The sequence below is a fragment of the Actinomadura sp. KC06 genome (assembly GCF_004348735.1).
Classification (GTDB): Bacteria; Actinomycetota; Actinomycetes; order Streptosporangiales; family Streptosporangiaceae; genus Spirillospora.
Genome location: NZ_SMKT01000010.1, coordinates 12501 through 35239, shown reverse-complemented (window position 1 = coordinate 35239; position 22739 = coordinate 12501). Strand labels below are relative to the sequence as shown.

The window sequence follows — 22739 nt, the reverse complement described above, 5'->3', positions numbered from 1 at the left end:
CAGGGGGACTATCCCTTCGATTCTTCCCGATGGTGATCAATGCTCGGGCGTAGGCGCAGGGACACGGCGAGCCCGAGCGCCAGGATCGCGGCGGTCGTGAGGGCCGCATGCCTGGTCGCGACGGCGAGGCTCTCGTCGGCGGCGCGGGCCTCCACGGCGCGGGCGGGCGTGTCGTGCAGCTCGCGTCCGTAGGTTCCGGCGCTCTCGCGCAGGTCGTGGGCGACGGCGGCGCGTTCCTCGGGCGGGAGCGCGGAGCCGGAGAGCCGGTCGGTCATCGCGTGGCCGAGGCTCGTCGCGAACACCGTCCCGATGGCGGCGATGCCGAGCGCCGCGCCGACCTGCCGGGCCGTGGACTGGGTGCCGGACGCCTGCCCCGCCTGCGCCTGCGGGACGTCCGCCAGCGACACGTTCGTCAGCTGCGCCGACGTCAGGCCGAGGCCCAGCCCGTACAGCAGCATCCACGGCGCGAGCCCGAGCCCGCCGGTGGACGCCGACACCGTGACGCCCAGCGCGACGACCGCCGCGACCTCCAGCACCATGCCGATCTGCACGACCCGGTGCGCGCCGCGCCGGTTGGCGAGCCTGCCCGCGTACCCGCCGGACAGGAACGCGCCGACGGCGAGCGGCAGGATGGCGACGCTGATCTCCAGCGGGTTCGTGCCGTGCACGCCGAGCAGGAACAGCGGCAGGACGAACAGCAGCCCCAGCTCGCCGACGTTGATCAGGGCCGACGCGAGGTTCCCGCGCCGGAAGTTCGGGATGCGGAACAGGTCCAGGTCGAGCAGGACGGAGCGTCCGGCCGCCGCGCGGGAACGTTCGACCACGACCAGCACCGCGAGCAGCACCACGCCGAGGGCCAGGACGACCGGGACGGGCGAGGGCCCCGACTCCGGCCAGTCGAGCCCGGCCGTCGAGAACGGGCGCGTCGCGGCCCACCAGCCGTACGTCTGGCCCTCGATGATCCCGCACACCAGCGCGCCGAGCCCGAGCGTGGACAGCAGCCCGCCGAGCCAGTCGATGTCACGCCCCGCCTTTCCGCGGCGCGCCGTTCCGGGACGCGGCTGCCGGGTCTCGGGCATCAGCCACAGCGCGCCGGCGATCAGCGCGGCGCCGAGCGGCAGGTTGACCCCGAACGCCCAGCGCCATCCGCCGCCGGTGGCGAGCGCGCCGCCGGCGAGGGGCCCGAGCGCCGCCATGCCGCTGATCATCGAGCCCCAGATCCCGAAGGCGACGGCGCGCTCCCGGCCGGTGAACACGGCGTTCACCGTCGACAGCGTCGCCGGCAGGACCATCGCGGCGCCGACGCCCTGGAGCGCGCGTGCGCCGATGAGCGCCGAGCCGTCGCCCGCGAGCGCGGCGCCGGCGCTCGCCGCCGCGAACACCGCCACGCCGAGCACGAACATCCGGCGCCGCCCGAACAGGTCGCCCGCGCGGCCGGACGGGATCAGCAGCGCGGCGAACACCAGCGCGTAGATCGAGGTGACCCATTCGGCGTCGGTGGTCGTCAGGCCCAGGTCGGTGACCATCCTCGGCAGCAGGACGCCCACGATGGTGGCGTCCACCACGATCAGCGAGACGCCGAGGCTCATCACGGCCATGCCGAGCCAGCGGCGGCGACGTCCGGCGGCGGCCTCCGCGGGCACGGGCGCGCGCGGCGGCGTCAGGGAGGTGGGCTCGGGCACGGCTTCAAAGATATGGGCGGGGCGCCCGCGGTCCGCACCGCCCCCTGCCCAACCGGCTCAGCCGCTGATGTCGGTGTGCAGGCGGATCTGCCGGACGGGCTCGCCCATGTCGAGCGTCCGGGCCGTCCCGTCGGGGGCCCAGCCGGCGGAGCCGAGGAACGTGCGCGTCACCTCGTCGTCCTCGAACGCCCACGTGGTCAGGGTGGCGAAGCCGTCCTCGCGGAGCAGGTCGGCGGTCGCGGCGAGCAGCCGGCTGCCGTGTCCGGCGCGGGCGTGCAGCGGGTCGACGAGCAGCGTGATCAGCTCGGCGGTGTCGGCCGGGTCGAGGTCGGGGTCCTCGGCCGGGGCGTGCGCGGCGAAACCGACGACGAGGTCGGACGCCACGGCGACGAGCAGCCGGTGCCGCGGGCTCGGCGGCGCCGTGGCCGCCTCCATCCACTTCTCCCGCCAGACCTCGAGCGCGGCGGGCCCGGTCACCTCGGCGAGGACGGCGGCGGGCAGCAGGTCGCGGTAGCCCTGCCGCCAGGCCCGCACCTGGATGCCGGCGACGGCGGCGGCGTCCGCCCGCCGTGCGGGCCGCACTCCGACATCGGCCATGGCGCGGCACGTCCTCTCCGTCCGGGGTCACCGCCCACACTAGGCCCCCGGGACGCGGTCAGGCCCGGCGGCGGGCCCGGTAGGCGCGGGTCTTGGTGCGGTTCCCGCAGGTGCTCATCGAGCACCAGGCGCGGGACCGGTTCTTGGACGTGTCCAGGAACGCCCAGCGGCAGGTGTCCTCCTGGCAGACCTTCAGCCGGGACCACGTCCCGGCGGCGACCGCGTCCATGATCGCGACGGCGAGCCGGGCCAGGCCGGCGGCGGCCGTGCCGGGCGGGTCGAGCGGGACGAGGCCCGGACGCGCCCCGGCGAACCTGACCCGCAGGGGCACGGCGGCGAGAGCGTCCTCCAGGTCGTCGGGGAACTCGGCCTCGCGCGGCCCGTGGTGTGCGGACATGGCCTCGCGGAGGCCCTCCCGGAGCGTGATCGCGGTGGCGAGGTCGGCGCCGGACGCCCGTGCGCCGTCCGGGACGAGCCCGCGCCCGGCCAGCCACGCGGCGAGCCGCTCGGGCGTCGTCAGCTCGTCCTCGGCGGCGTCGATGTTGAGCGTGTTGACGAAGTCCCTGAGCAGCGGCGCGGGGTCGTCCTGAGCCTCGGCCATCACCTCTCCTGCCTGTTCGCGCGCAGTCTACCAACCTGCGACACCGGCATACTCATTTTACCGGTTGCATCTCGGCGACACCAGCGTTAGTGTTTAGATGGTGTCAACGAACGGGAGGACGATCATGAAGGCGCTGCCGTACCTCGCGGGGCCCGCCGCTCGGCACGCATGGGCCGAGCGCGAGTACGCCCGGCTGCAGGCCGACATCGTCGAGGCGACCCTCATCGCCCGCGCGCGGTCGATCGAGCGCGCCGGACGGATCCGCCGGTGGCTCCGCGACGGGGTGCCCGACCGGATCGGCGCCCAGCGCCACGGCCGCCGCCCGGCACCGCCTGCGGCCGGCTGCAAGCGGGCCGCGGCGCGCTCGGCGCACGTCCTGCGGACGGCCGGGGGAGTGCGATGAGCGACATCACCCCCACCGTGACCACCGTCGTGTTCGACTGCACCGACCTGGACGCGATGGCCGCCTTCTGGGGCGGGCTGCTCGGCATGAAGACGACCTCGCGCGAAGACGAATGGCTCGACCTGGAGCCGCTCGCGGGCGACGGCCCGGTGCTGGCGTTCCAGGCCGTCCCCGAGACCAAGAAGATCAAGAACCGCGTCCACCTCGACCTGGACGTGCCCGACATCCACGCGGCGGGGGAGCGGGCACGGCGGCTCGGCGCGACGCCCGCGGGCGACCCGATGGGGAACCCGCAGGCCCCCTTTCAGGTCTGGCGTGACCCGGAGGGTAACGAATTCTGCTTCTGTACCGCTTCAGGAACGTAGGACGGTGCTGAGGCGGCGGACACCCTCCGCCAGTTCCGGCTCCGAGGCCGCCGTCCCGTAGCTGATCCGGAGGTACGGGGCGGGGGCCTCGGCGGGGAAGAACGGCCGCCCTGCGCTGACCAGGACACCGGCGCGCAGGGCGGCCTCGGCCAGCGCCGTGTCGTCCACGCCGTCCGGCAGCCGCGCCCACAGGTGCAGGCTGCCGCCCGGACGGTTCACGCGCAGCTCGGGCAGGTCGCGGGCGAACGCGGTCAGGATCGCGTCGCGGCGCGACCGCAGCGCCGCGCGGACGGCGCTCAGATGCCGCGGCCAGCCCGGCGAGCTGACCAGTTCGAGCAGCGCCTCCTGCAGCGGCCTGGCCGGGAAGAACTCCTCCACGAGCTGCGTCGCGCGGATCCGCTCGGCGACCGGGCCGCGCGCGATGACCGCCGCGACCCGCAGGCTCGGCGCGGTGGCCTTGGTCAGCGACGCGATGTGCACGACCCGTCCGTCGCCGTCCTGCGCGATCAGCGGCGGCGGGGGTGGGACGATGCCGAGGTGCCGGGCGAAGTCGTCCTCGATCACGAACGCGCCCGCAGCCCGCGCCACCTCCAGCACCTGGGCGCGCCGCTCGTCGCCCAGCACGGTGCCGGTCGGGTTGTGGAAGGTCGGCTGGGTGTAGAAGGCGCGCGCCCCGGTCATCGCGAACGCCTCGGCGAGCAGGTCGGGACGGACGCCGTCCGCGTCCACCGGCACGGGCACCGGATGCAGCCCGCTCGCCCGCGCGACCGCGATGACGCCCAGGTACGTCGGCGACTCGACCAGCAGCGGTGCGCCCGGCGGGAGCAGCGCCCGCAGGACCGTCGTCAGCGACTGCTGCCCGCCGCTGGTGATCACCACGTCGGCGGGGGAGACGGCGCCGCCGACCGTCCGGGCGAACCAGGCGCGCAGCTCGGGCATCCCGCCGAGCCGCGGCATCTCCCAGGCGTCCGGGCGGCGGGCCGCCCGCGCCATCGCCGTCGCGAGGGCCCGCGCGGGCTGCAGCGTCGGGTGCAGATAGCCGCCGCTGAGCGCGATCACGCCCTCCGGCGGCGGGGTGAGCAGCCACGACACCCCGGCCGCGTCGACGGACCGGTCGCCGAGCGTCACCGCCTGCCAGCCGAGATCGGCAGGCTCGGCGGCGGCCTCGCGGCGCCCGGCGGCGAACGCGCCGCTGCCCGGCCGCGTCACCACCAGGCCCTCGGCCGCCAGCAGGGCCAGCGCCCGCGACACCGTCACCGGGCTGACCCCGTGCCGCTCGACCAGGCTCCGGCTGGACGGGAGCCGCTCCCCGGCGCCCATCCGGTGCACGTCGGCACGCAGCGAGTCGGCGAGCGCCGCCACACTGCTATCGTGTTTCATGAAGACCAAGGATAGCGCTACTGCCTCCGCGCCGATAGCGGACACCGGCCCGGGAGCGGGCCTCTGGCTCGCCGGCATCGGCGTCCTGATCTACTCCTTCACGATCCCGAGCACGGTCTTCGGGCTGGAGGGGCTCGACCCGTACCTCATCGGCGTCGGCCGCGCCGCCGCCGCGACCGTCCTCGCCGGTGTCGTACTGCTATCGGTGCGGGCGCCCCGCCCGCGCCGCGATCAGCTGGCAGGGTTCGCGGTCGTCGTCGCCGGTGTCGTCTTCGGGTTCCCGGTGCTGTCCACACTCGCGCTCGACCACGGCGCCTCGTCCGCCCACTCGGCCGTCGTGGTCGGGCTGCTGCCCGCCGTCACCGCCGTGTTCGGCGTGCTGCGGGCGGGGGAGCGCCCGTCCCGCGCGTTCTGGCTCGCCGGCGCTGCCGGCGCGGTCTGCGTCACCGGGTTCGCGCTGATCCGCGGCGCGGGCCACTTCACCGCCGCCGACCTGCTGCTGTTCGGCGCGCTGGTCACCTGCGCGGCGGGCTACACCGAGGGCGCGCGCCTCGCCCGCGACATGCCGGGCTGGCGCGTCATCTCCTGGGCGCTCGTGCTCTCCGCGCCGATCACCGTTCCGGTGACGGTCTGGCTGCTCGCGACGACCGACCCCGACTGGACGGGACGCGCCACCCTCGGCTTCGCCTACGTCGCCGCCTTCTCCGCCTACATCGGCTTCTTCGCCTGGTACGAGGGCCTGGCACGGGCCGGGATCGCGCGCGCCAGCCAGGTCCAGCTCGCCCAGCCGGTCATGACCCTTCTCTGGTCCGGGATCCTCCTCGGCGAGCTGATCGACGCCACGACCGCGCTCGCCGCCGTCGCCGTGCTGGTCTGCGTGGCCCTCACCCAGCGCACCCGCGTCGACCGGGCGCCCCAGGGTTTGCGGGACGCGCGCCCGTCGCGCACGATGGAGGAAGGGAGCGTCACGCGCCGATGACTTCCGGGGGGCGTCCATGGCCGACAAGCTGACCGTTCCCGAGGGCGGGTTCTGGCCCGCCCCCGAGATCCCGCAGCCGAACATCTACCCGATGGAATGGCGGGTCGAGACCGACAAGCTCGCCGCCATCTACGAGAAGTCCAAGCGGGTGGTCTGGAACCCCGCCGACCTGCCCTGGGACGACCTGCGCCCCGGCGACTTCACGCCGGAGCAGCGGCTCGGGATCATGTACTGGTTCGCGGTCCTCGCCAACTTCGACGCCTCCGGCCCCGCCGTGTTCGCCCGCGCCACCATCCACGCGTTCGAGCAGCACGAGGAGGACCCCGTCCGGAAGTGCTTCTTCTCGATCACGCGCGACGAGATGAACCACGAGGAGTGCTGCCAGCGGACGATCGCGAAGCTCTGGCCGGGCGGCCCGCTGGACTGGCGGCCCGAGACCGACCTGGAGAAGGCCGCGCACAACAACATCGGCTGGCTCTACCACAACGGCGGCCGCTACTGGCACGGCTACAACACGGCCGTCCGCAAGTACTCGCTCGCCGTCCTGTTCACCAGCTTCATGATGGGCGAGATGGCGGCGTCCACCCTCTTCCGCGGCATGGCCACCGGCACGACGCACCCGGTCTTCGACGAGATGTTCAAGAAGATCGGCCGGGACGAGTCGCGGCATCTGCAGATCTGCATGACCATCCTGGAGAACGAGTGGCCCGGCCTCACCGAGGACGTCAAGGGCCAGATCACCAAGCAGCTCCGCGCCGGGTTCGTGTTCCTGTCGATGATCCTCTGGGAGCCGCCGGACGGCTTCTGGGACCTGCCGCCCTACTTCCTCACCAACCACCGCGTCCTGATGGACCACGCCCGCGACGCCGGGCTCGGCGTCCTGTCGTTCGAGGAGCAGGCGGAGAACTGGAAGATCGCCATCGCCCGCGTCCGCGCCATCGTCGAACGCTGGGGGATCGAGTTCCCCGCCATCCCCGAGCTCGACATCTCCGGGGTCGAGGTCACCGTCATCGACCCCGAAGACATAATTCCCGTTTTCTGAGTTCCCGTTTTCTGGGTCAGTCCTTGACGATGTGGGCGAGGAGGGTGACGACACCCACGCCCACTCCTATCGGAATCGCGAACTGCGGAGAGGCGGCGGTCAGCGCGGCGGCGCCGATCGCCACGAGGAAGATCACTAGAGCGCGTGTGCTGATCAGAGGTCTGGGTTCGGCCTGATCCGGTCGTACTCGCATGTCGGCTCGACCTCCATCCCGGTGGAACGGGTGAGATCCGGGCGGCTCCCGTCGAGAACCGGTGGGCCCGCGCCGCCGAGCCGCCTGGTCATCACAGGGTTCCCCCGGTGTCAACGGCCGCCGCGCGCGGCGCGCGATCACGTCCAAAGCCTGGTCGTTTCATGGGCGGCGGCTGGACGGCGCGAGGGCGAACCGAGGGATGTCGTGTCCGATCTGCCTGTTAGATCCGGGATCATTGCGGGGTGGCGAAGAGCGGACGGGTTCGTGGGGGAGTGGGCAGGGCGCTGCGCCGGACGGGCTGGGCCGCGGCCTACGTGCTCGGCCTGGCGGCGCTCGTGCTCGCCGGGGCGTGGGTGTGGTGGCAGCAGGAGCCGGAGGCGCGCGGCACCGCAGCGAACGCGCTGTGGGCGCGGCACCAGTGGGTCGGCGAGCCGCACACCGACGCCGAGTACCGCGCGCTAGGAGAACTGCTGCGGCGGAACCGCATCACCGACGTGTTCTTCCACACCGGCCCCTTCGAGGCGGATGGGACGGTCCCCGCCCACAAGTACCGCTACGCCCGGCAGCTGATCGAGGCCGTCCGCGAGTACGCGCCGGGCGTGCGCGCGCAGGCGTACCTCGGCCAGATCCGGATCGTGGACGGCGACGGCGTCATCGAGCTGGACGACCCCGCCGTGCGCGCGAACGTGCTCAAGACCGACGCGGTCTTCCTCGACCTGGGGTTCGACGGCATCCACTACGACTTCGAGCCGATCTACCCCGACGACGCCGCGTTCATGACGCTCATGAAGGCGACCAGCGAGCTGACCCGCTCGCGCGGCAGGCTGCTGTCGGTGGCGCTGGAGCAGCAGACACTCATGGACGAGGCCCAGCCCGTCTACAAGGCGCTGCTCCCGCGCGGCGGCAGGTACCACCAGCCGCCCCGCCCGACCGAGGACTTCCTGCGCGACGTCGCCGGTCTCGCCGACCAGGTCGCGATCATGACCTACGACGTGACGCTGCCGACCAAGGCCCTCACCGGATGGCACTTCGCCCGGCACACCCGCACCACGCTGGAGCTCATCGGCGACCGCGCCACGGTGTTCATGGGCGTCCCCACCTACCGCCCCCTCATGGGCTGGGCGGAGGACCTGGAGGTCGCGCTGCGGGGCGTCCGGCGCGGGATCGATGACCTGAAACGGCCGCCCAAGCGCCCGTTCGGCGTCGGCGTGTACGCGGACTGGACCACCGGACCGGACGAATGGGCCCATTACCGCTCCGCGTGGCTACCCCGGACGGCCGAGACCGCCCGCGGCCGACCCCCAGAGACCGTCCGCGGCTGAGCCCCCGGGACGCCGAAGGCCCGCGGCGATCAGGGAACGGTCCCATCCGCCCCCGCGGCGGGATACCCGCACGTCGGGCCGCACAGGATGACCAAGGGGTCACGTTACGCAACCGAGTCCGGGAAGTGGCCGGACTGACCCCGTAACGACGCATTTGCGTGCCACGATGTGGATGTGGAGCCGCCGCCACGCGTACCCCCGAGCGTGTGGCGGCGGCTTCCTCCACGCCGCGTCCCGCAACGCCTTCGCAACGGCTTGGATCTCAGCTTGGACCTGCGGGTCCACCTGGTACGGCCGGAACGGTACCGTTCGATGCATGGCACCCAGCACAACACCTGACGCTCCGTTCGGGCGGATGCTGACCGCGATGGTCACCCCGTTCCTGCCGGACGGCGGCGTCGACTATGACGGCGCCGCGCGCCTCGCGACCCACCTGGTCGACGAGCGGCGCCACGACGGCCTGGTCGTCAACGGGACGACGGGCGAGTCGCCCACGACGAGCGACGACGAGAAACAGCAGCTTCTGCGGGCGGTCCTCGACGCGGTCGGCGACCGCGCCGTGATCGTCGCCGGTGCCGGAACCAACCACACGGAGCACACCCTGAAACTCGCGCGGGAGGCCGAGGCCGCCGGCGCGCACGCTCTGCTCGTGGTGACGCCGTACTACAACAAGCCCCCGCAGGAGGGCCTCGTCCACCACTTCACGGCGGTGGCCGACGCGACGGGCCTTCCGGCCATGCTGTACGACATCCCGAGCCGCGCCGGGGTGCCGATCCAGAACGACACGCTGGTGAAGCTCGCCGAGCACCCGCGGATCGTCGCCGTCAAGGACGCCAAGGGCGACCTGTTCGGCGCGTCCAGGGTGATGGCCGAGACCGACCTGGTCTGGTACTCCGGCGACGACAACCTGAACCTGCCGTGGCTGTCGGTCGGCGCTGCCGGGTTCGTCAGCGTGGTGGGGCACGTCGTCGGCGCCGAGCTGCATGAGATGATCGAGTCCTACCGCGCCGGCGAGCACGCGCGTGCGCTGCAGATCCATCGGCGGCTGCTGCCCGTGGTCGCCGCCATCATGACCCGTACGCAGGGCGCCATCGCCGTCAAGGCAGCGCTGAACCTGCTCGGCCTGCCCGGCGGCGGCCCGCTTCGCGCGCCGCTCGTGGAGGCCCCGCCGGAGTTCGCGGCGCGCCTGCGTGAAGACCTCACGATAGGGGGAGTCAAAGTGCCGGAGGTCGTCATCCCGGAGGTCGCCCGGTGAGTCATCCTCACCCGGAGCTCTCGGACCCGCCCGCGCCGCCCGAGGGCGGGCTGCGCATCGTCGCGCTCGGCGGGCTGGGGGAGATCGGCCGCAACATGACGGTGTTCGAGTACGGCGGACGCCTGCTCGTCGTCGACTGCGGCGTCCTGTTCCCCGAGACCGAGCAGCCCGGCGTCGATCTGATCCTGCCCGACTTCGAGTACATCAGGGAGCGTCTGGACGACATCGAGGCCGTCATCCTCACGCACGGCCACGAGGACCACATCGGCGCCGTCCCGTACCTGCTGCGCGAGCGCCGCGACGTCCCGCTGGTCGGCTCGCGGCTGACGCTGGCGCTGATCGAGGCCAAGCTGACCGAGCACCGCATCAAACCCGTCACCGACGTGGTGGTGGAGGGCGAGCGGCGGACGTTCGGGCCGTTCGACATCGAGTTCCTCGCCGTCAACCACTCGATCCCGGACGCGCTCGCCCTCGCCGTGCGCACGCCCGCCGGGCTCGTCCTGCACACCGGCGACTTCAAGATGGACCAGCTCCCGCTGGACGGCCGGCTCACCGACCTGCCCGGCTTCGCGCGGCTCGGCGCCGAGGGCATCGACCTGCTGATGTCCGACTCGACCAACTCCGAGGTGCCCGGCTTCGTCACCAGCGAGCGCAACATCGGCCCGGTCGTGGACGAGGTGTTCCGCACCGCGCAGGAGCGGCTCATCGTCGCCTGCTTCGCCTCGCACATCCACCGCGTCCAGCAGGTCCTGGACGCCGCCGTCGCCAACGGCCGCAAGGTCTGCTTCGTCGGGCGGTCGATGGTCCGCAACATGGGCGTCGCGCGCGAGCTCGGCTACCTCAGCGTCCCGGACGACATCATGGTCGACCAGAAGGACCTGGACGACATCCCCGGCGACCGGCTGGTGCTGGTGTGCACCGGGTCGCAGGGCGAGCCGATGTCGGCGCTGTCGCGGATGGCGAACCGCGACCACTCGATCCGCATCACCGACCGCGACACGGTGATGCTCGCGTCGTCGCTGATCCCGGGGAACGAGAACGCCGTCAATCGCGTCATCAACGGGCTCACCCGGTGGGGGGCGCGGGTCGTCCACAAGGGCAACGCGCTCGTGCACGTGTCCGGGCACGCCTCCGCGGGCGAGCTGCTGTACGTGCTGAACGTGACCAAGCCGGCGAACTTCGTCCCGATCCACGGCGAGTGGCGGCACCTGCGCGCGCACGCCAAGCTCGCCGCGCTCACCGGCGTCCCGGACGAGAACATCGTCATCGCGGAGGACGGCGTCGTCGTCGACCTCGTGGACGGCCGCGCCAAGATCGTCGGCGCGGTGCCCGCCGGCTACGTCTACGTGGACGGCTTGTCGGTCGGCGAGGTCACCGAGACCTCGCTGAAGGACCGGCGCATCCTCGGCGAGGAGGGCTTCGTGTCCATCGTCGTCGGGATCGACTCCACGTCCGGCAAGCTCGTCGCCGGGCCCGAGGTGCACGCCCGCGGCGCCGGCATCGTCAACGAGGACTTCGAGGAGGTCATCGAGCGGATCGAGGGCGTGCTGCGGGACGCGGCCGGCGACGGCGTCAACGACCTGCACCAGATCGGCCAGCTCATCCGCCGCACCGTCGGGAAATGGGTCAGCGACAACTACCGCCGCCGGCCGATGATCGTCCCGGTGGTCGTGGAGGTGTAGCCCGGGTCTCCCGGTTACCGCGCGGACGGGCGTCGGTCAACACGCCCGTCCGCCATCCCGGGAACCTCTTGGGTCCTTGGTTACTCTCATAACCATGGCCACACGTGCGTCTGGGGGAACGAAAACCTCTTCGCGTGCGGGGGGCAGTTCGGCTCGCAAGTCCGCGGGGTCGTCCCCCCGGAAGCGTTCGAGCGGCAGCTCGAAGGGGAACCGCGGCTCGGGCCGCGGTTCGGGCCGTGGGCGTTCCCCGCAGAAGCCCGACCCGATCTCCCAGGCGGTGCTCGGGTTCTTCAAGCTCCTGTTCAAGCTGTACCTGCTCGCCGCGGTCGCGGTCGGGTCGATCTTCCGCGCCTACGGGCACGGCGCCCGCAGCCTCGACCCCGAGCACCGGCGCGACGGGCTCGGGCTCGCGCTGCTCGGCTCGTCCATCGTGCTGGCCTCGGTCACCTGGTTCCGCCCGGACGGCGTCGTCACGATCGCGCTGGAGAAGGTCGTGCGCGGCGGCATCGGCATCATGGCGATGATCCTGCCGATCCTGCTGGCGCTGCTGGCGTGGCGGACGCTGCGCCACCCCGAGCACCACGAGGACACCGGACGCATCGTCATCGGCATGACCGCGCTCGGCGTCGGCGTCCTCGGCATCCTGCACATCGCGGCGGGCGTCCCGTCGCCCGCGAAGGACATGGACGGCGTCCGCGAGTCGGGCGGCGTCGTCGGCTGGGTCGTGTCGGCACCCCTGGACGCGGCGCTGAGCGGCTGGGTGGCCGTCCCGCTGCTGCTGCTCCTGTCGGGGTTCGGCCTGCTGGTCGTCACCGCGACGCCCATCAACCGCGTGCCCGAGCGGGTCTCCGACCTGTGGGCGGTGGCGACGCTGCAGGGCCGTCCGCAGCGTCCCGCCAAGGACGAGGGCGAGAGCGACGGCGACGCGCCGAAGAAGCGCCGCCGCAAGAAGAAGTCCGACAAGGACGAGAGCGACGAGCTGGAGGTCGGCGAGCACTCCCGGCCCTACGACACGCCCCTGCTGGAAGACCAGCCGAAGAAGGGCGACCGTCCGCAGCGCGACCTCGCCGACGACCTGTTCGAGCCCGACCCGTTCCAGCCGGACGTCCCGCCGCCCGCGCCGCCCGCCGACGACGACGGCGCGCCGCCGATGGACGAGCACGTCGCGGGCGGCGACGCCCCGCGCTCCGCCGACGTGCCCGACCCGACGCCCGCTCCGCTCCGCTCCGAGCAGCTGCCGCTGTCGTCGTCCGGCGAGATCTACGTCCTGCCCGACCCGTCGTCGCTGCGCCCCGGCAGCGTCACCAAGCCGCGCACCAAGGCCAACGACACGGTCGTGAACGCGCTGACCGGCGTGCTGGAGCAGTTCGACATCGACGCGCAGGTCACCGGGTTCACCCGCGGCCCGACCATCACCCGGTACGAGATCGAGCTCGGCCCGGCGGTGAAGGTCGAGAAGGTCATCGCGCTGACCAAGAACATCGCCTACGCGGTGAAGAGCGCCGACGTGCGCATCATCTCCCCGATCCCCGGCAAGTCGGCGATCGGCGTGGAGATCCCGAACACCGACAAGGACATCGTCAGCCTCGGCGACGTGCTCCGCTCGCCCGCCGCGACCAACGAGCACCACCCGATGATCGTCGGGCTCGGCAAGGACGTCGAAGGGCGCACCGTCGTAGCGAACCTGGCGAAGATGCCGCACATCCTCATCGCGGGCGCGACCGGCGCGGGCAAGTCGACGTGCATCAACGGGCTGATCACGTCCGTGCTGATGCGCGCCACGCCGGACGAGGTCCGGATGATCCTCGTCGACCCCAAGCGGGTCGAGCTGACGATGTACCAGGGCATCCCGCACCTGATCACGCCGATCATCACCAACCCGAAGAAGGCCGCCGAGGCCCTCGAATGGGTCGTCGGCGAGATGGACCGCCGCTACGACGACCTCGCCGCGTCCGGGTACCGGCACATCGACGACTTCAACAAGGCGGTCAAGGCCGGGAAGCTGGTCCCGCCGCCCGGCAGCGAGCGCGTCTACACGCCCTACCCGTACATGCTCGTCATCGTGGACGAGCTGGCCGACCTGATGATGGTCGCGCCGCGCGACGTTGAGGATTCGGTCGTCCGCATCACCCAGCTCGCCCGCGCCGCCGGCATCCACCTGGTGCTCGCGACGCAGCGCCCGTCGGTGGACGTCGTCACCGGGCTCATCAAGGCGAACGTCCCGTCCCGGCTGGCGTTCGCGACGTCGTCGCTGTCGGACAGCCGCGTCATCCTCGACCAGCCGGGCGCGGAGAAGCTGGTCGGGCAGGGCGACGCGCTGTTCCTGCCGATGGGCGCGAGCAAGCCGATGCGCATCCAGAACGCCTACGTCGCGGAGAAGGAGATCCACGGGATCGTCGACCACTGCAAGGGGCAGATGGAGGCGAACTACCGGGACGACGTCGCCGCGGCCGCCGGGCCGAAGAAGGAGATCGACGAGGAGATCGGCGACGACATGGATCTGCTCGTCCAGGCCATCGAGCTGGTCGTGTCGACGCAGTTCGGGTCGACGTCGATGCTGCAGCGCAAGCTCCGCGTCGGGTTCGCCAAGGCCGGCCGCCTCATGGACCTGATGGAGAGCCGCGACATCGTCGGCCCGAGCGAGGGCTCCAAGGCGCGGGACGTCCTGGCGAAGCCGGACGACCTTCCCGGGGTGCTCGCGGAGCTGCGCGGCGGAGGCTGAGGCGACGCTCGGGTGACAGGGAAACGTCACCGAAGCGGCACTGAGGCGTCGGCCTCCGGCGCGTTGCGGAATGATGCGAAATCTTGCCCTGTTTCCAACGTGTTGGCTGTCGCTCAGCGGGCATGGCCGTTCCTAGACTTGTGTGTCGCGGGAGATCGGCGACGAGCACCTTCGAAGGAGGCCCGGCGTGAGCATCGGTGAGACCTTGGCGGAGGAGCGTCAGCGGGCCGGTCTCTCGGTGACACAGGTGAGTCTCCAAACGCGGATACGCGAGACCGTGATCCGCGGCATGGAGGCCGACGACTTCTCCGCGTGCGGCGGCAACTTCTACGCCCGCGGGCACATCCGGAGCATCGGGCGGGTCATCGGCATTGATCCGGAACCGCTCGTCGCCGAGTTCGACGCGACGCACGGCGGCGCGCCGCAGCCGGTGTCGGCCGTGTCGGCGTTCGAGCCCGAGCAGCCCGTCGCGTTCCGCGAGCGCAGGTCGGCGAACTGGAGCGCGGCGATGGCCCTCGCGCTCGCCCTCGTGATCATCTACGGGGTGGTCCAGGTGATCGGGCAGGGCGGCGGGAGCGAGCGGCGCACCGCCCGGCAGGTCGCCGGGACGCCCGCGCCGACGACCTCCGCCCCGGCGGCGCCCACGCTGCCGGAGAAGCGCGACCCGGTCGCGGCGGCGCCGCGCACCAAGGTCGAGGTCCGGGTGGTGGCCGAGCGCACTACCTGGCTGAACGTCCGCGGCGACGACGGCAGGACGCTGTTCAGCGGCATGCTCCGCGAGGGCGACGAGAAGGACTTCACCGACAAGAAGAAGGTCCGGCTCGTGGTCGGCGTGGGCGGCAGCGTCAACCTGACCGTCAACGGCAAGGACATCGGCTCGCCCGGCAAGGGCCGGGGCGTGCAGCGGCTGAGCTTCGACCGCGACGACCCCGAGCCCGCCTGACCGGGGGGTGTGGGGGGTCGTCCCCCCACAATGATCCGCCTGACCGGGGGGTGTGGGGGGTCGTCCCCCCACAATGATCCGCCTGACCGCGCGTCCCTCCCCGGCGACCCGCCAGACGGGCGAGGCCGCTGGTCCCCTTGGGCGTCCGGGGCCATTACCTTAGGGGGATGTCCACTCGCCGCAAGGTCTCGCTCATCACGCTCGGCTGCGCCCGCAACGAGGTCGATTCCGAGGAGCTCGCCGCGCGCATCGAGGACGCGGGCTGGAACCTCGCCGAAGGCGCCGACGGGGCCGAGGGCGCGGACGTGGTGGTCGTCAACACCTGCGGGTTCATCGAGGCGGCCAAGAAGGACTCCATCGACACGCTGCTCGCCGCGCACGACTCCGGCGCAAAGGTGATCGCCGCGGGGTGCATGGCGGAGCGGTACGGGAGCGAGCTGGCCGAGGCGCTGCCGGAGGCCGACGCGGTGCTCGGCTTCGACGACTACACCGCGATCGGCGACCGGCTCGACGACGTGATGGCGGGACGCCGCCGCACCGCCCACACCCCGCGCGACCGCCGCACGCTGCTGCCGATCTCCCCGGTCGAGCGCTCGTCCTCGGGAATGGCGATCCCGGGCCACGCCGCCGTCCCCGGCCAGGACGACCTCTCGGGCCAGGACGACCTTCCGGACGGGGTGGCGCCGGCGTCCGGGCCGCGGGTGCTGCGGCGGCGGCTCGGCGGCGGTCCGGTGGCGCCGCTGAAGCTGGCGTCCGGCTGCGACCGGCGCTGCACGTTCTGCGCCATCCCGGCGTTCCGCGGCGCGTACGTGTCGCGTCCTCCGGCGGAGGTGCTGGAGGAGGCCCGCTGGCTCGCCGGGCACGGCGTCCGCGAGCTGGTGCTGGTCAGCGAGAACTCGACGTCCTACGGCAAAGACCTCGGCGACCTGCGGGCGCTGGAGAAGCTGCTGCCCGGCCTCGCCGCCGTGGACGGCATCGAACGCGTCCGCGTCAGCTACCTGCAGCCCGCGGAGACGCGCCCGGGGCTGATCGAGGCGATCTGCGGCACGCCCGGCGTCGCCCCGTACTTCGACATGTCGTTCCAGCACGCGAGCGGCCCGGTGCTGCGGTCGATGCGGCGGTTCGGCGACCGGGAGCGCTTCCTGGGCCTGCTCGACCAGATCCGCGCGCTGGCGCCGGACGCGGGCGTGCGCTCCAACTTCATCGTCGGCTTCCCCGGCGAGTCCGAGGACGACTTCGAGGAGCTGGCGGAGTTTCTCTCCGCCGCCCGCCTCGACGCGGTCGGCGTGTTCGGCTACTCCGACGAGGACGGGACCGAGGCCGCAAGCCTCGACGGCAAGGTCGACCCGGCCGAGGTCGCGGCCCGCGTCGAGGAGCTGACGAGCCTCGCCGACGAGCTGACCGCGCAGCGCGCCGAAGACCGCATCGGCTCGGACGTCCACGTCCTCCTGGAGGAGAAGGCGGAGGACGGCGAGTTCGAGGGCCGCGCCGCGCATCAGGCCCCGGAGGTGGACGGGACGGTCCGCGTCCGCGGCGCCGGACTGGCCCTCGGCGAGATCGTCGCGGCCCGCGTCACCGGCAGCGACGGCGTGGACCTCAGCGCGAGTCCCAGCGCGGACCTGTCATGATCGCCGGCGCCCCGGATCCGGTGGCGGGCCCGCACGACCCGCCGCCGGCCGGTGTCTGGAACATCGCCAACGCGCTGACCATCGTCCGGATCGCGCTGGTCCCGGTCTTCGTCTGGATGTTCTTCCTGGACGGCACCGCCTGGCGCCTCGCCGCGTTCGGGGTCTTCGCGGTCGCCTCGATCACCGACAAGATCGACGGCGACATCGCGCGGGCCCGGGGCATCGTCACCGACTTCGGCAAGATCGCCGACCCGATCGCCGACAAGGCGCTCACCGGCGCGGCGCTGGTCAGCCTGTCCATCATGGGGGAGCTGTGGTGGTGGGTGACGATCGTCATCATGGTCCGCGAGATCGGGATCACGGTGCTGCGGTTCGTCGTGATCCGCCGCGGCGTGATCCCGGCGAGCAAGGGCGGCAAGCTGAAGACGATGCTGCAGGTCATCGCCATCGGCCTGTACATCCTGCCCGGCCCGCTGGACTACCTGCGCTGGATCACGATGGGCGCCGCGCTGGCCGTCACGGTCGTCACGGGCGCGGACTACCTCGTCCAGGCATGGCGGCTGCGCCGCGCGCCGGACGCGCCCGGCACGCCCTGACGGCCGCGCTGCAGGCGTCTCAGGACGCCGTCAGCTCGTCGCCGACCCGCAGGACGCCCGGTGCCCGGGGGATGCCGAGACGGCCGAACATGACCTCGCGGGCGCCGTCGAAGAGCTGCGTGCGGTAGCCGGCGAGCGCGCGGAGCGGGTGCGGGGCGCGCCGGGCGGTCTCCTGGTCGGTGTTGATGATGACGCAGCGGCCGCAGGGCCTGATCAGCTCGATGTCGGCGCCGGTGGCGCGCAGCCGGGTGACGGCGTCCTCGCCGTACGGGCCGAGGCCGCGCAGGACGATGTTGGGCCGGAACCGGCTCATCGGGAGCCGGGCGTCCATCCGGTGGTTCAGGTCGTCCAGCGATTCGGCGGACAGCACGGAGAGCGGGTAGCCGTCGGCGTACGTCAGCGTCCCGTCGCCGAGCCTGGTGGGGCGCGTCCCGGTGAAGCGGACCAGGCGGCACGGCAGCCCGAGGACGGACGAGAACCATGCGGCCGCGTCCTCGCCTTGGTCGATCCCCAGGCAGGGACGCCGGTGGACGGTCACGTCCCGGGCGGGGCCGTCCGCCGCCTCGCAGACCAGCGGCGTGCCCGCGAGCGGCGTGTGGACGGTGAGCTTGACCCCGTCGTACTCGGGACGGAGCAGCGCCAGCTCGGGGACCTCGCGCTGCGACAGGTGCCGTCCGTCCGGGCGGACGAGCATGAACGCGCGGTCGTGGCGCAGGCCGTCCGGCGTCAGGGCGGCCTCGGCGAGCGCGACGGCGCCCCCGCTCTTGATCGGGAAGACGTTCAGCCCGGCGACGACCGCTCTCATGATCCGGACGCTACGGGCCCGCCGCGCGGCCGGGCCAGAGAATCCGGCGATACTTGACGCTGATTCGTCAGCTTTGAGGCAAGGACGGGCATGACCGCACAGGACTTCACGTATCCCGAGGTCGGAGCCACGCGAGACGCGGAGCGGCCGGCCGGGTACCGGCATCTGCGGCGCCGGATGCACGTGGGCCACGGCCCGGCGGTGTTCCGGAACGCGGCCGACGCGGTCATGGAGTTCTGGATGCACCGGGCGATCCCGGTGCGGGTGGAGGCGTCGGCCCCGCGCGCCGCGCCGGGCGTCAGCGTCGTGATCGCGATGGGGGCCGGCCCGCTGCGGCTGAAGGCGCCGTGCCGGATCGTGTGGACGCGCGAGGAGGAGCGCTACGCCGGATGGGCGTACGGGACGCTCCCCGGGCATCCGCAGTCGGGCGAGGAGTCGTTCGTCGTGCATCTGGACGATGAGGGCGACGTGTGGTTGACCGTCACCGCGTTCAGCCGTCCGGCGACTGCGGTGTCGAAGCTGGCGGGGCCGTTCGTCGGGATGTTCCAGCGCGTCTATGCCGGGCGGTGCGGCGCCGTCCTGCGGCGGCTCGCGCGCGGCTGACGTCTGTGTGCGCGGCTGACGGTGGGCGCGGGGGGCGGTGACGAAGTGGGCTGCGGGGCCACGCCCACCCCGGTCGTGGCCCCGCAGCCCCGTTCGAGGCCCCGTGGACGCAATTATCCCTACGAATGCCCGCGCGCACGAATCGGACGAATGAGTTTTGACTCACATTGTGACCTGCACTTCAGAGAATTGGTGGACACGATGTCAGTAGCGGCCGCCGACGATATGCGCCTCGTCCGCCATGCCCGTCGCACACGGTGGCGGGGACGGCTCCGTGAGGGGACACAAAGCGCGGCCGTCGCAATTCAAGGGCGAGCGAAGAGGGAAATCCGCTTGGACCGGTTCGATCGGCCGCGGCCGCGCCCGTCCTCATTCGGTCGTTTTCGCGGACAACCGGCGGCCGCCCCGGTCCGTCCGCGCGGGTGCCGCCGGTAGATTCGTGGCGCCCTGCCGGTGAAGAGCAGGGCCGGTGAACAGCGGGATGGGGACGCGATGCGGGTCGAACTGCTCACCGTCGGGGACGAGCTGCTCCTCGGCGACACGATCAACGGGAACGCCGCGTGGCTCGGCCGCAGGCTCGCCGACCACGGCGTCGACGTGACCCGCAGCGTCGTCGTCGGCGACGAGACGGACGTGATCGTCGAGGCCGTGACCGCCGCGCTAGGCCGCGCCGACGCCGTCATCAGCACCGGCGGCCTCGGGCCGACCTACGACGACCTGACCCGCGACGCGCTCGCCAAGGCGGCGGGCGTCGGGCTCGTCCGGGACCCGGCGCTGGAGCGGCGGCTGCGCGAGCGGGTCGAGCGCGCCGGGCGGGAGCTGCAGCCGATGGCGCTGCGCATGGCGGACGTCCCCGAGGGCGCGCGGGTCCTCGCCAACTCCGCGGGCTCGGCGCCCGGCCTGCGCGTCGAGCTGCCCGGCGGGATCGTCTACGCGCTGCCGGGCGTCCCGTTCGAGATGCGCACGATCATGGACGAGACCGTCCTGCCGGAGCTGGCGGAGATCGCCGGGCTGCCCGCCGTCGCGCGCCGCACGCTGCGCACCGCCCGGATGTGGGAGTCGGTCGTCGCGACGCGGCTCGCCGAGGTCGAGGCGATGGACGGGGTGCGGCTCGCCTACCTGCCCGACCCGGCGGAGGTGAAGGTCCGCATCAGCGTCGCGGGGCCGGGTGCCGCCGGGCGCCTCGCGGACGTCGAGGCGCGAGTCCGGGATCTGCTCGGCGACGCCGTGTACGGGGCGGAGGACGAGTCGCTCGACCGGGTCGTCCACCGGCTGCTCGCGGAGCGCTCGGCGACCGTCGCCACGGCGGAGTCGCTGACCGGCGGGCTCATCGGCGCGGAGCTGACCGCGATGCCGGGTTCGTCGGCGACGTTCGCCGGCGGCATGGTGACGTACGCGACCGAGACCAAGCACCGGCTGCTGGGCGTCCCGGCGGAACTGCTCGCCGAGGAGGGGGCCGTCCACCCGGACGTGGCGGCCGCGATGGCGGCGGGTGTGCGGGACGCGCTCAACGCGACGTACGGGCTCGCCGTGACGGGTGTGGCGGGCCCCGACCCGCAGGACGGCCGCCCGGTCGGGACGATCTACATCGGTGTGGCCGGTCCAGGAGAGTCGCTCACCGTGTTCGCTCCGAAACTCCCCGTGCCGGGCACCGGCCCGGAATCCCGCGCGGTGATCCGGCGGATGACCGTCGTGCACGCCCTTGAGCTGCTGAGACGCGTCCTGCTCGGGCTTGACGTCACGGAGCGGAGCGGGAAGGCTCAGGCGGATCGGGAAGATCGGGGCTGATTACAGCGTTACGTTCCGAGCGAACACGAATTCAACGGTCTGCCATGGCCGCCGTCAAGCCGGGTACGGTGGAACCGGCAGATGGTCCGAACTGAGGGAGGGAGCGAGACGATGGTCCTGCTTCGCCAGCTGCTCGGTGACGTACTGCGGCAGCTGCGGCTGCGCCAGGGACGCACCCTCCGTGAGGTGTCCGCGGCCGCGCGGGTGTCACTCGGCTACCTGTCCGAGGTGGAACGGGGGCAGAAAGAGGCATCGTCGGAACTGCTGTCCTCGATCTGCAAGGCGCTCGGCGTTCCGCTGTCGCACGTCCTCAGGGACGTGGCGGACCAGCTGGCCCTGGCCGAGCTGCAGCACGAGCCCGTCATGGCGGGCGCGCCGCCGGAGCACGAGCGCATTTCCGCCGACAGCATCCCGGAGACGCCCGAAGAGATCACCGGGGAGTTCCGCGCCGACATGGTCGCGGCCTGACCCGCTCTCGACGGCCCGTCGTCGACGCCTGTTCTCGGGCGCTTCCCGGGCGTTCATGCGTCCGATCGGGGCCGCGGGTGTGCGCGGTCTCACGCATGAATGCGGCATTTGCGGGGAGGTTCCCGTGTTGTAACGGTTACCCGTAACGACGCGGAAGGAGCCCCATCATGGCGGCGGTCAAGAGCCCGATCGACGACGAGGCCAAGAAGGTCGCAGGGGACGCCCTGCAGGGCTCCCTCATCGACCTGATCGACCTTTCCCTGGTCGCCAAGCAGGCGCACTGGAACCTCACCGGACGCAACTTCAAAGTCGTCCACGAGCACCTTGACGAGATCGTCGCCCTCGCCCGCAGCGGCCAGGACGACGTGGCCGAACGCGCCGTCACGATCGGCGTGAACCCCGACGGCCGCGCCCGCACGGTCGCCGACCGCACGAGGCTTCCGCAGCTGGAGGGCGGCTATCTCGACGACGACAAGGTCGTCGCCGCGGTCACCGATATCCTGGCGCAGATCATCGCGCGGTTCCGCGAGCGCATCGCGGTCACCGACGAGCCCGACCCGGTGACGCAGGACCTGCTCATCGGCATCGCCCGCGAACTGGAGAAGCAGCACTGGATGTTCCAGGCGCAGACCTGACGCGTCCAGGAGCCCAATGACGCCGGCCTGGCAAGGCGCGCCGCCGCGATCCCCGGCGCGCCGCCCCGGAGCCGACGAGGCCCCGGCCCTCGCCGACCGTTCCTGCGAGGTCCGGGGCCGTTTCACGTCCGCAGATGCTCCAGGACGGTGTCGGCGAACTCGACGGCGAGCGGGCTCAGCGCGTCCCACCGCCGTGCCGCCCACCCCGCGGTGAGCGGCGGGAGGTCCGGGATGGGCACCAGCCGGACGTCCCCGCTCCCGCGCCCCCATCCCGGCAGTGCGGGCAGGATCGCGTGGCCCAGCCCCAGTTCGGCGAGCAGCAGCGCGGTGTCCCAGTCGGCGACGCTCGTGGTGGACGTCAGCCGCACCCCGTGCCGTTCGAGGTGCGTCTCCAGATGCAGGCGCGAGGTGGAGTGCTCGGGCAGCTCGATGTGCCGGATGCCCGACAGGTCCTCCAGCGCGATGGCCGTCCGCCGGGCCAGCGGATCATCGGCGTGGACGGCGAGCATCCACGGCAGCTCGTGAGAGGCCCGCTGCTCGACACCCTCCAGCGGCGGCCCGGTCGTCACCCAAGCGAGATCGGCGGCATGCGAGCGGACGGCCTCCAGGCACCGCCGGCTGGACCCCGCGGTCTCGAACTGCAGCGCCGCCTCGGGATGGCGGCCCCGGAACGCCGCCACGCCCGCCGCCATGAAATGCCGGACGGTGGTCGCCCCCGTCGCGACCCGCACCGTCCCGCCGACGCCGCGTCGCAGGTCGTCGAGATGGCGCAGCGCGGCGTCCAGCCCGGAGAGCCCCTCGGCCGCGGCCTGCCGCAGGACGCGTCCCGCCCGCGTCGGCACCACCCCGCGCGGACGCCGCTCCAGCAGCACCAGCCCGGTCTCCCGTTCCAGCCGCTTCACATGCTGGCTGACCGCCGACTGGCTGCACGACAGATCGCGCGCCACCGCGCTGAGATTGCCCGCCGCGCACACGGCCACGAACACGCGCAGATCGTCCAGGGTCACAAGACCCAAGCTACGGCGAGGAGATCAATAAGAAAACCCGAGA

At 72.5% G+C, this 22739-nt stretch carries 21 protein-coding genes; 15 read left to right on the top strand and 6 right to left on the bottom strand.

The genetic code is table 11. The features are described from left to right. Positions 1–8: 8 nt before the first annotated feature. Genes E1287_RS05545 through E1287_RS05535 form a run of 3 tightly spaced genes read right to left on the bottom strand, consistent with a single transcriptional unit; the run spans position 9 to position 2880 of the window. Positions 9–1682 carry an MFS transporter gene (locus E1287_RS05545; RefSeq protein ID WP_243718656.1) on the bottom strand — a complete coding sequence of 558 codons (1674 nt, stop codon included), beginning with the start codon at positions 1680–1682 and terminating at the stop codon, positions 9–11. Positions 1683–1739: 57 nt separating this feature from the next. Beyond that, positions 1740–2279: a GNAT family N-acetyltransferase gene (locus tag E1287_RS05540; protein ID WP_131963729.1), complete on the bottom strand. Its 540-nt coding sequence runs from the start codon at positions 2277–2279 to the stop codon at positions 1740–1742. 58 nt (positions 2280–2337) lie between these two features. Continuing rightward, positions 2338–2880 (bottom strand): CGNR zinc finger domain-containing protein, encoded by a 543-nt coding sequence (locus E1287_RS05535; RefSeq protein ID WP_131963728.1) that lies wholly within the window; start codon positions 2878–2880, stop codon positions 2338–2340. 124 nt (positions 2881–3004) lie between these two features. Here E1287_RS05535 and E1287_RS05530 point away from each other — a divergent pair, with 124 nt between their 5' ends. Further along, entirely contained in the window at positions 3005–3283 is a 279-nt protein-coding gene (locus E1287_RS05530) for a hypothetical protein (protein ID WP_131963727.1), read from the top strand. After that, entirely contained in the window at positions 3280–3648 is a 369-nt protein-coding gene (locus E1287_RS05525) for a VOC family protein (RefSeq protein WP_131963726.1), read from the top strand. The genes E1287_RS05530 and E1287_RS05525 overlap by 4 nt, the downstream gene beginning before the upstream one ends. On the opposite strand, the gene E1287_RS05520 is transcribed toward E1287_RS05525, so the two are convergent. Further along, positions 3637–5028, bottom strand: coding sequence for a PLP-dependent aminotransferase family protein (locus tag E1287_RS05520; protein WP_131963725.1), 1392 nt, complete (start codon positions 5026–5028; stop codon positions 3637–3639). The two genes, E1287_RS05525 and E1287_RS05520, sit on opposite strands and share 12 nt — an antisense overlap. Between E1287_RS05520 and E1287_RS05515 the strand changes: the two genes are divergently transcribed. The 9 genes from E1287_RS05515 to pgsA all read left to right on the top strand — a co-directional run bounded on the left by E1287_RS05515 (position 5027) and on the right by pgsA (position 17390). Next, positions 5027–6007: a DMT family transporter gene (locus tag E1287_RS05515; RefSeq protein ID WP_131963724.1), complete on the top strand. Its 981-nt coding sequence runs from the start codon at positions 5027–5029 to the stop codon at positions 6005–6007. The genes E1287_RS05520 and E1287_RS05515 overlap by 2 nt on opposite strands. Before the next feature lie 16 nt (positions 6008–6023). Then, complete coding sequence (locus tag E1287_RS05510) at positions 6024–7049, top strand: hypothetical protein (RefSeq protein WP_131963723.1); 1026 nt, start codon at positions 6024–6026, stop codon at positions 7047–7049. A gap of 435 nt (positions 7050–7484) precedes the next feature. Beyond that, positions 7485–8564: a hypothetical protein gene (locus E1287_RS05505; RefSeq protein ID WP_243718654.1), complete on the top strand. Its 1080-nt coding sequence runs from the start codon at positions 7485–7487 to the stop codon at positions 8562–8564. 316 nt (positions 8565–8880) lie between these two features. Further along, a complete protein-coding gene (dapA, locus tag E1287_RS05500) occupies positions 8881–9819 on the top strand; it encodes a 4-hydroxy-tetrahydrodipicolinate synthase (RefSeq protein ID WP_131963722.1) in 939 nt (312 codons plus the stop codon). After that, the gene (locus E1287_RS05495; RefSeq protein WP_131963721.1) at positions 9816–11501 is read left to right on the top strand and encodes a ribonuclease J; all 1686 of its coding nucleotides are present in this window, start codon (positions 9816–9818) and stop codon (positions 11499–11501) included. The genes dapA and E1287_RS05495 overlap by 4 nt, the downstream gene beginning before the upstream one ends. A 94-nt stretch (positions 11502–11595) precedes the next feature. Next, the gene (locus E1287_RS05490) at positions 11596–14223 is read left to right on the top strand and encodes a DNA translocase FtsK (RefSeq protein WP_131963720.1); all 2628 of its coding nucleotides are present in this window, start codon (positions 11596–11598) and stop codon (positions 14221–14223) included. Positions 14224–14410: 187 nt separating this feature from the next. Further along, complete coding sequence (locus E1287_RS05485) at positions 14411–15166, top strand: helix-turn-helix domain-containing protein (protein ID WP_131963719.1); 756 nt, start codon at positions 14411–14413, stop codon at positions 15164–15166. 167 nt (positions 15167–15333) lie between these two features. After that, entirely contained in the window at positions 15334–16794 is a 1461-nt protein-coding gene (rimO, locus tag E1287_RS05480; protein ID WP_131963718.1) for a 30S ribosomal protein S12 methylthiotransferase RimO, read from the top strand. Beyond that, positions 16791–17390, top strand: coding sequence for a CDP-diacylglycerol--glycerol-3-phosphate 3-phosphatidyltransferase (pgsA, locus tag E1287_RS05475; RefSeq protein WP_131963717.1), 600 nt, complete (start codon positions 16791–16793; stop codon positions 17388–17390). The genes rimO and pgsA overlap by 4 nt, the downstream gene beginning before the upstream one ends. A gap of 19 nt (positions 17391–17409) precedes the next feature. Here pgsA and E1287_RS05470 read toward each other — a convergent pair whose 3' ends face one another. Further along, a complete protein-coding gene (locus tag E1287_RS05470; RefSeq protein WP_131963716.1) occupies positions 17410–18195 on the bottom strand; it encodes an MOSC N-terminal beta barrel domain-containing protein in 786 nt (261 codons plus the stop codon). Positions 18196–18285: 90 nt separating this feature from the next. On the opposite strand from E1287_RS05470, the gene E1287_RS05465 reads away from it, so the two are divergent. The 4 genes from E1287_RS05465 to E1287_RS05450 all read left to right on the top strand — a co-directional run bounded on the left by E1287_RS05465 (position 18286) and on the right by E1287_RS05450 (position 21689). Next, positions 18286–18798 (top strand): DUF1990 domain-containing protein, encoded by a 513-nt coding sequence (locus E1287_RS05465; protein ID WP_131963715.1) that lies wholly within the window; start codon positions 18286–18288, stop codon positions 18796–18798. Between the two features lie 492 nt (positions 18799–19290). Next, positions 19291–20586 (top strand): CinA family nicotinamide mononucleotide deamidase-related protein, encoded by a 1296-nt coding sequence (locus E1287_RS05460; RefSeq protein ID WP_131963714.1) that lies wholly within the window; start codon positions 19291–19293, stop codon positions 20584–20586. A gap of 111 nt (positions 20587–20697) precedes the next feature. Next, entirely contained in the window at positions 20698–21054 is a 357-nt protein-coding gene (locus E1287_RS05455) for a helix-turn-helix transcriptional regulator (RefSeq protein WP_131963713.1), read from the top strand. A 167-nt stretch (positions 21055–21221) separates the two neighbouring features. Then, complete coding sequence (locus tag E1287_RS05450) at positions 21222–21689, top strand: DNA starvation/stationary phase protection protein (protein WP_131963712.1); 468 nt, start codon at positions 21222–21224, stop codon at positions 21687–21689. Positions 21690–21811: 122 nt separating this feature from the next. On the opposite strand, the gene E1287_RS05445 is transcribed toward E1287_RS05450, so the two are convergent. Beyond that, positions 21812–22696, bottom strand: coding sequence for a LysR family transcriptional regulator (locus E1287_RS05445; RefSeq protein ID WP_131963711.1), 885 nt, complete (start codon positions 22694–22696; stop codon positions 21812–21814). Positions 22697–22739 lie beyond the last annotated feature (43 nt).

What these genes read in the sequence shown, in the direction of transcription:
- E1287_RS05510 (WP_131963723.1), top strand. Translation starts at nt 6,024, where the DNA reads ATGGCCGACAAGCTGACCGTTCCCGAGGGCGGGTTCTGGCCCGCCCCC.
- E1287_RS05465 (WP_131963715.1), top strand. Translation starts at nt 18,286, where the DNA reads ATGACCGCACAGGACTTCACGTATCCCGAGGTCGGAGCCACGCGAGAC.
- E1287_RS05460 (WP_131963714.1), top strand. Translation starts at nt 19,291, where the DNA reads ATGCGGGTCGAACTGCTCACCGTCGGGGACGAGCTGCTCCTCGGCGAC.
- E1287_RS05520 (WP_131963725.1), bottom strand. Translation starts at nt 5,028, where the DNA reads ATGAAACACGATAGCAGTGTGGCGGCGCTCGCCGACTCGCTGCGTGCC.
- E1287_RS05455 (WP_131963713.1), top strand. Translation starts at nt 20,698, where the DNA reads ATGGTCCTGCTTCGCCAGCTGCTCGGTGACGTACTGCGGCAGCTGCGG.
- E1287_RS05470 (WP_131963716.1), bottom strand. Translation starts at nt 18,195, where the DNA reads ATGAGAGCGGTCGTCGCCGGGCTGAACGTCTTCCCGATCAAGAGCGGG.
- E1287_RS05490 (WP_131963720.1), top strand. Translation starts at nt 11,596, where the DNA reads ATGGCCACACGTGCGTCTGGGGGAACGAAAACCTCTTCGCGTGCGGGG.
- E1287_RS05515 (WP_131963724.1), top strand. Translation starts at nt 5,027, where the DNA reads ATGAAGACCAAGGATAGCGCTACTGCCTCCGCGCCGATAGCGGACACC.
- rimO (WP_131963718.1), top strand. Translation starts at nt 15,334, where the DNA reads ATGTCCACTCGCCGCAAGGTCTCGCTCATCACGCTCGGCTGCGCCCGC.
- dapA (WP_131963722.1), top strand. Translation starts at nt 8,881, where the DNA reads ATGGCACCCAGCACAACACCTGACGCTCCGTTCGGGCGGATGCTGACC.
- pgsA (WP_131963717.1), top strand. Translation starts at nt 16,791, where the DNA reads ATGATCGCCGGCGCCCCGGATCCGGTGGCGGGCCCGCACGACCCGCCG.
- E1287_RS05530 (WP_131963727.1), top strand. Translation starts at nt 3,005, where the DNA reads ATGAAGGCGCTGCCGTACCTCGCGGGGCCCGCCGCTCGGCACGCATGG.
- E1287_RS05450 (WP_131963712.1), top strand. Translation starts at nt 21,222, where the DNA reads ATGGCGGCGGTCAAGAGCCCGATCGACGACGAGGCCAAGAAGGTCGCA.
- E1287_RS05535 (WP_131963728.1), bottom strand. Translation starts at nt 2,880, where the DNA reads ATGGCCGAGGCTCAGGACGACCCCGCGCCGCTGCTCAGGGACTTCGTC.
- E1287_RS05540 (WP_131963729.1), bottom strand. Translation starts at nt 2,279, where the DNA reads ATGGCCGATGTCGGAGTGCGGCCCGCACGGCGGGCGGACGCCGCCGCC.
- E1287_RS05525 (WP_131963726.1), top strand. Translation starts at nt 3,280, where the DNA reads ATGAGCGACATCACCCCCACCGTGACCACCGTCGTGTTCGACTGCACC.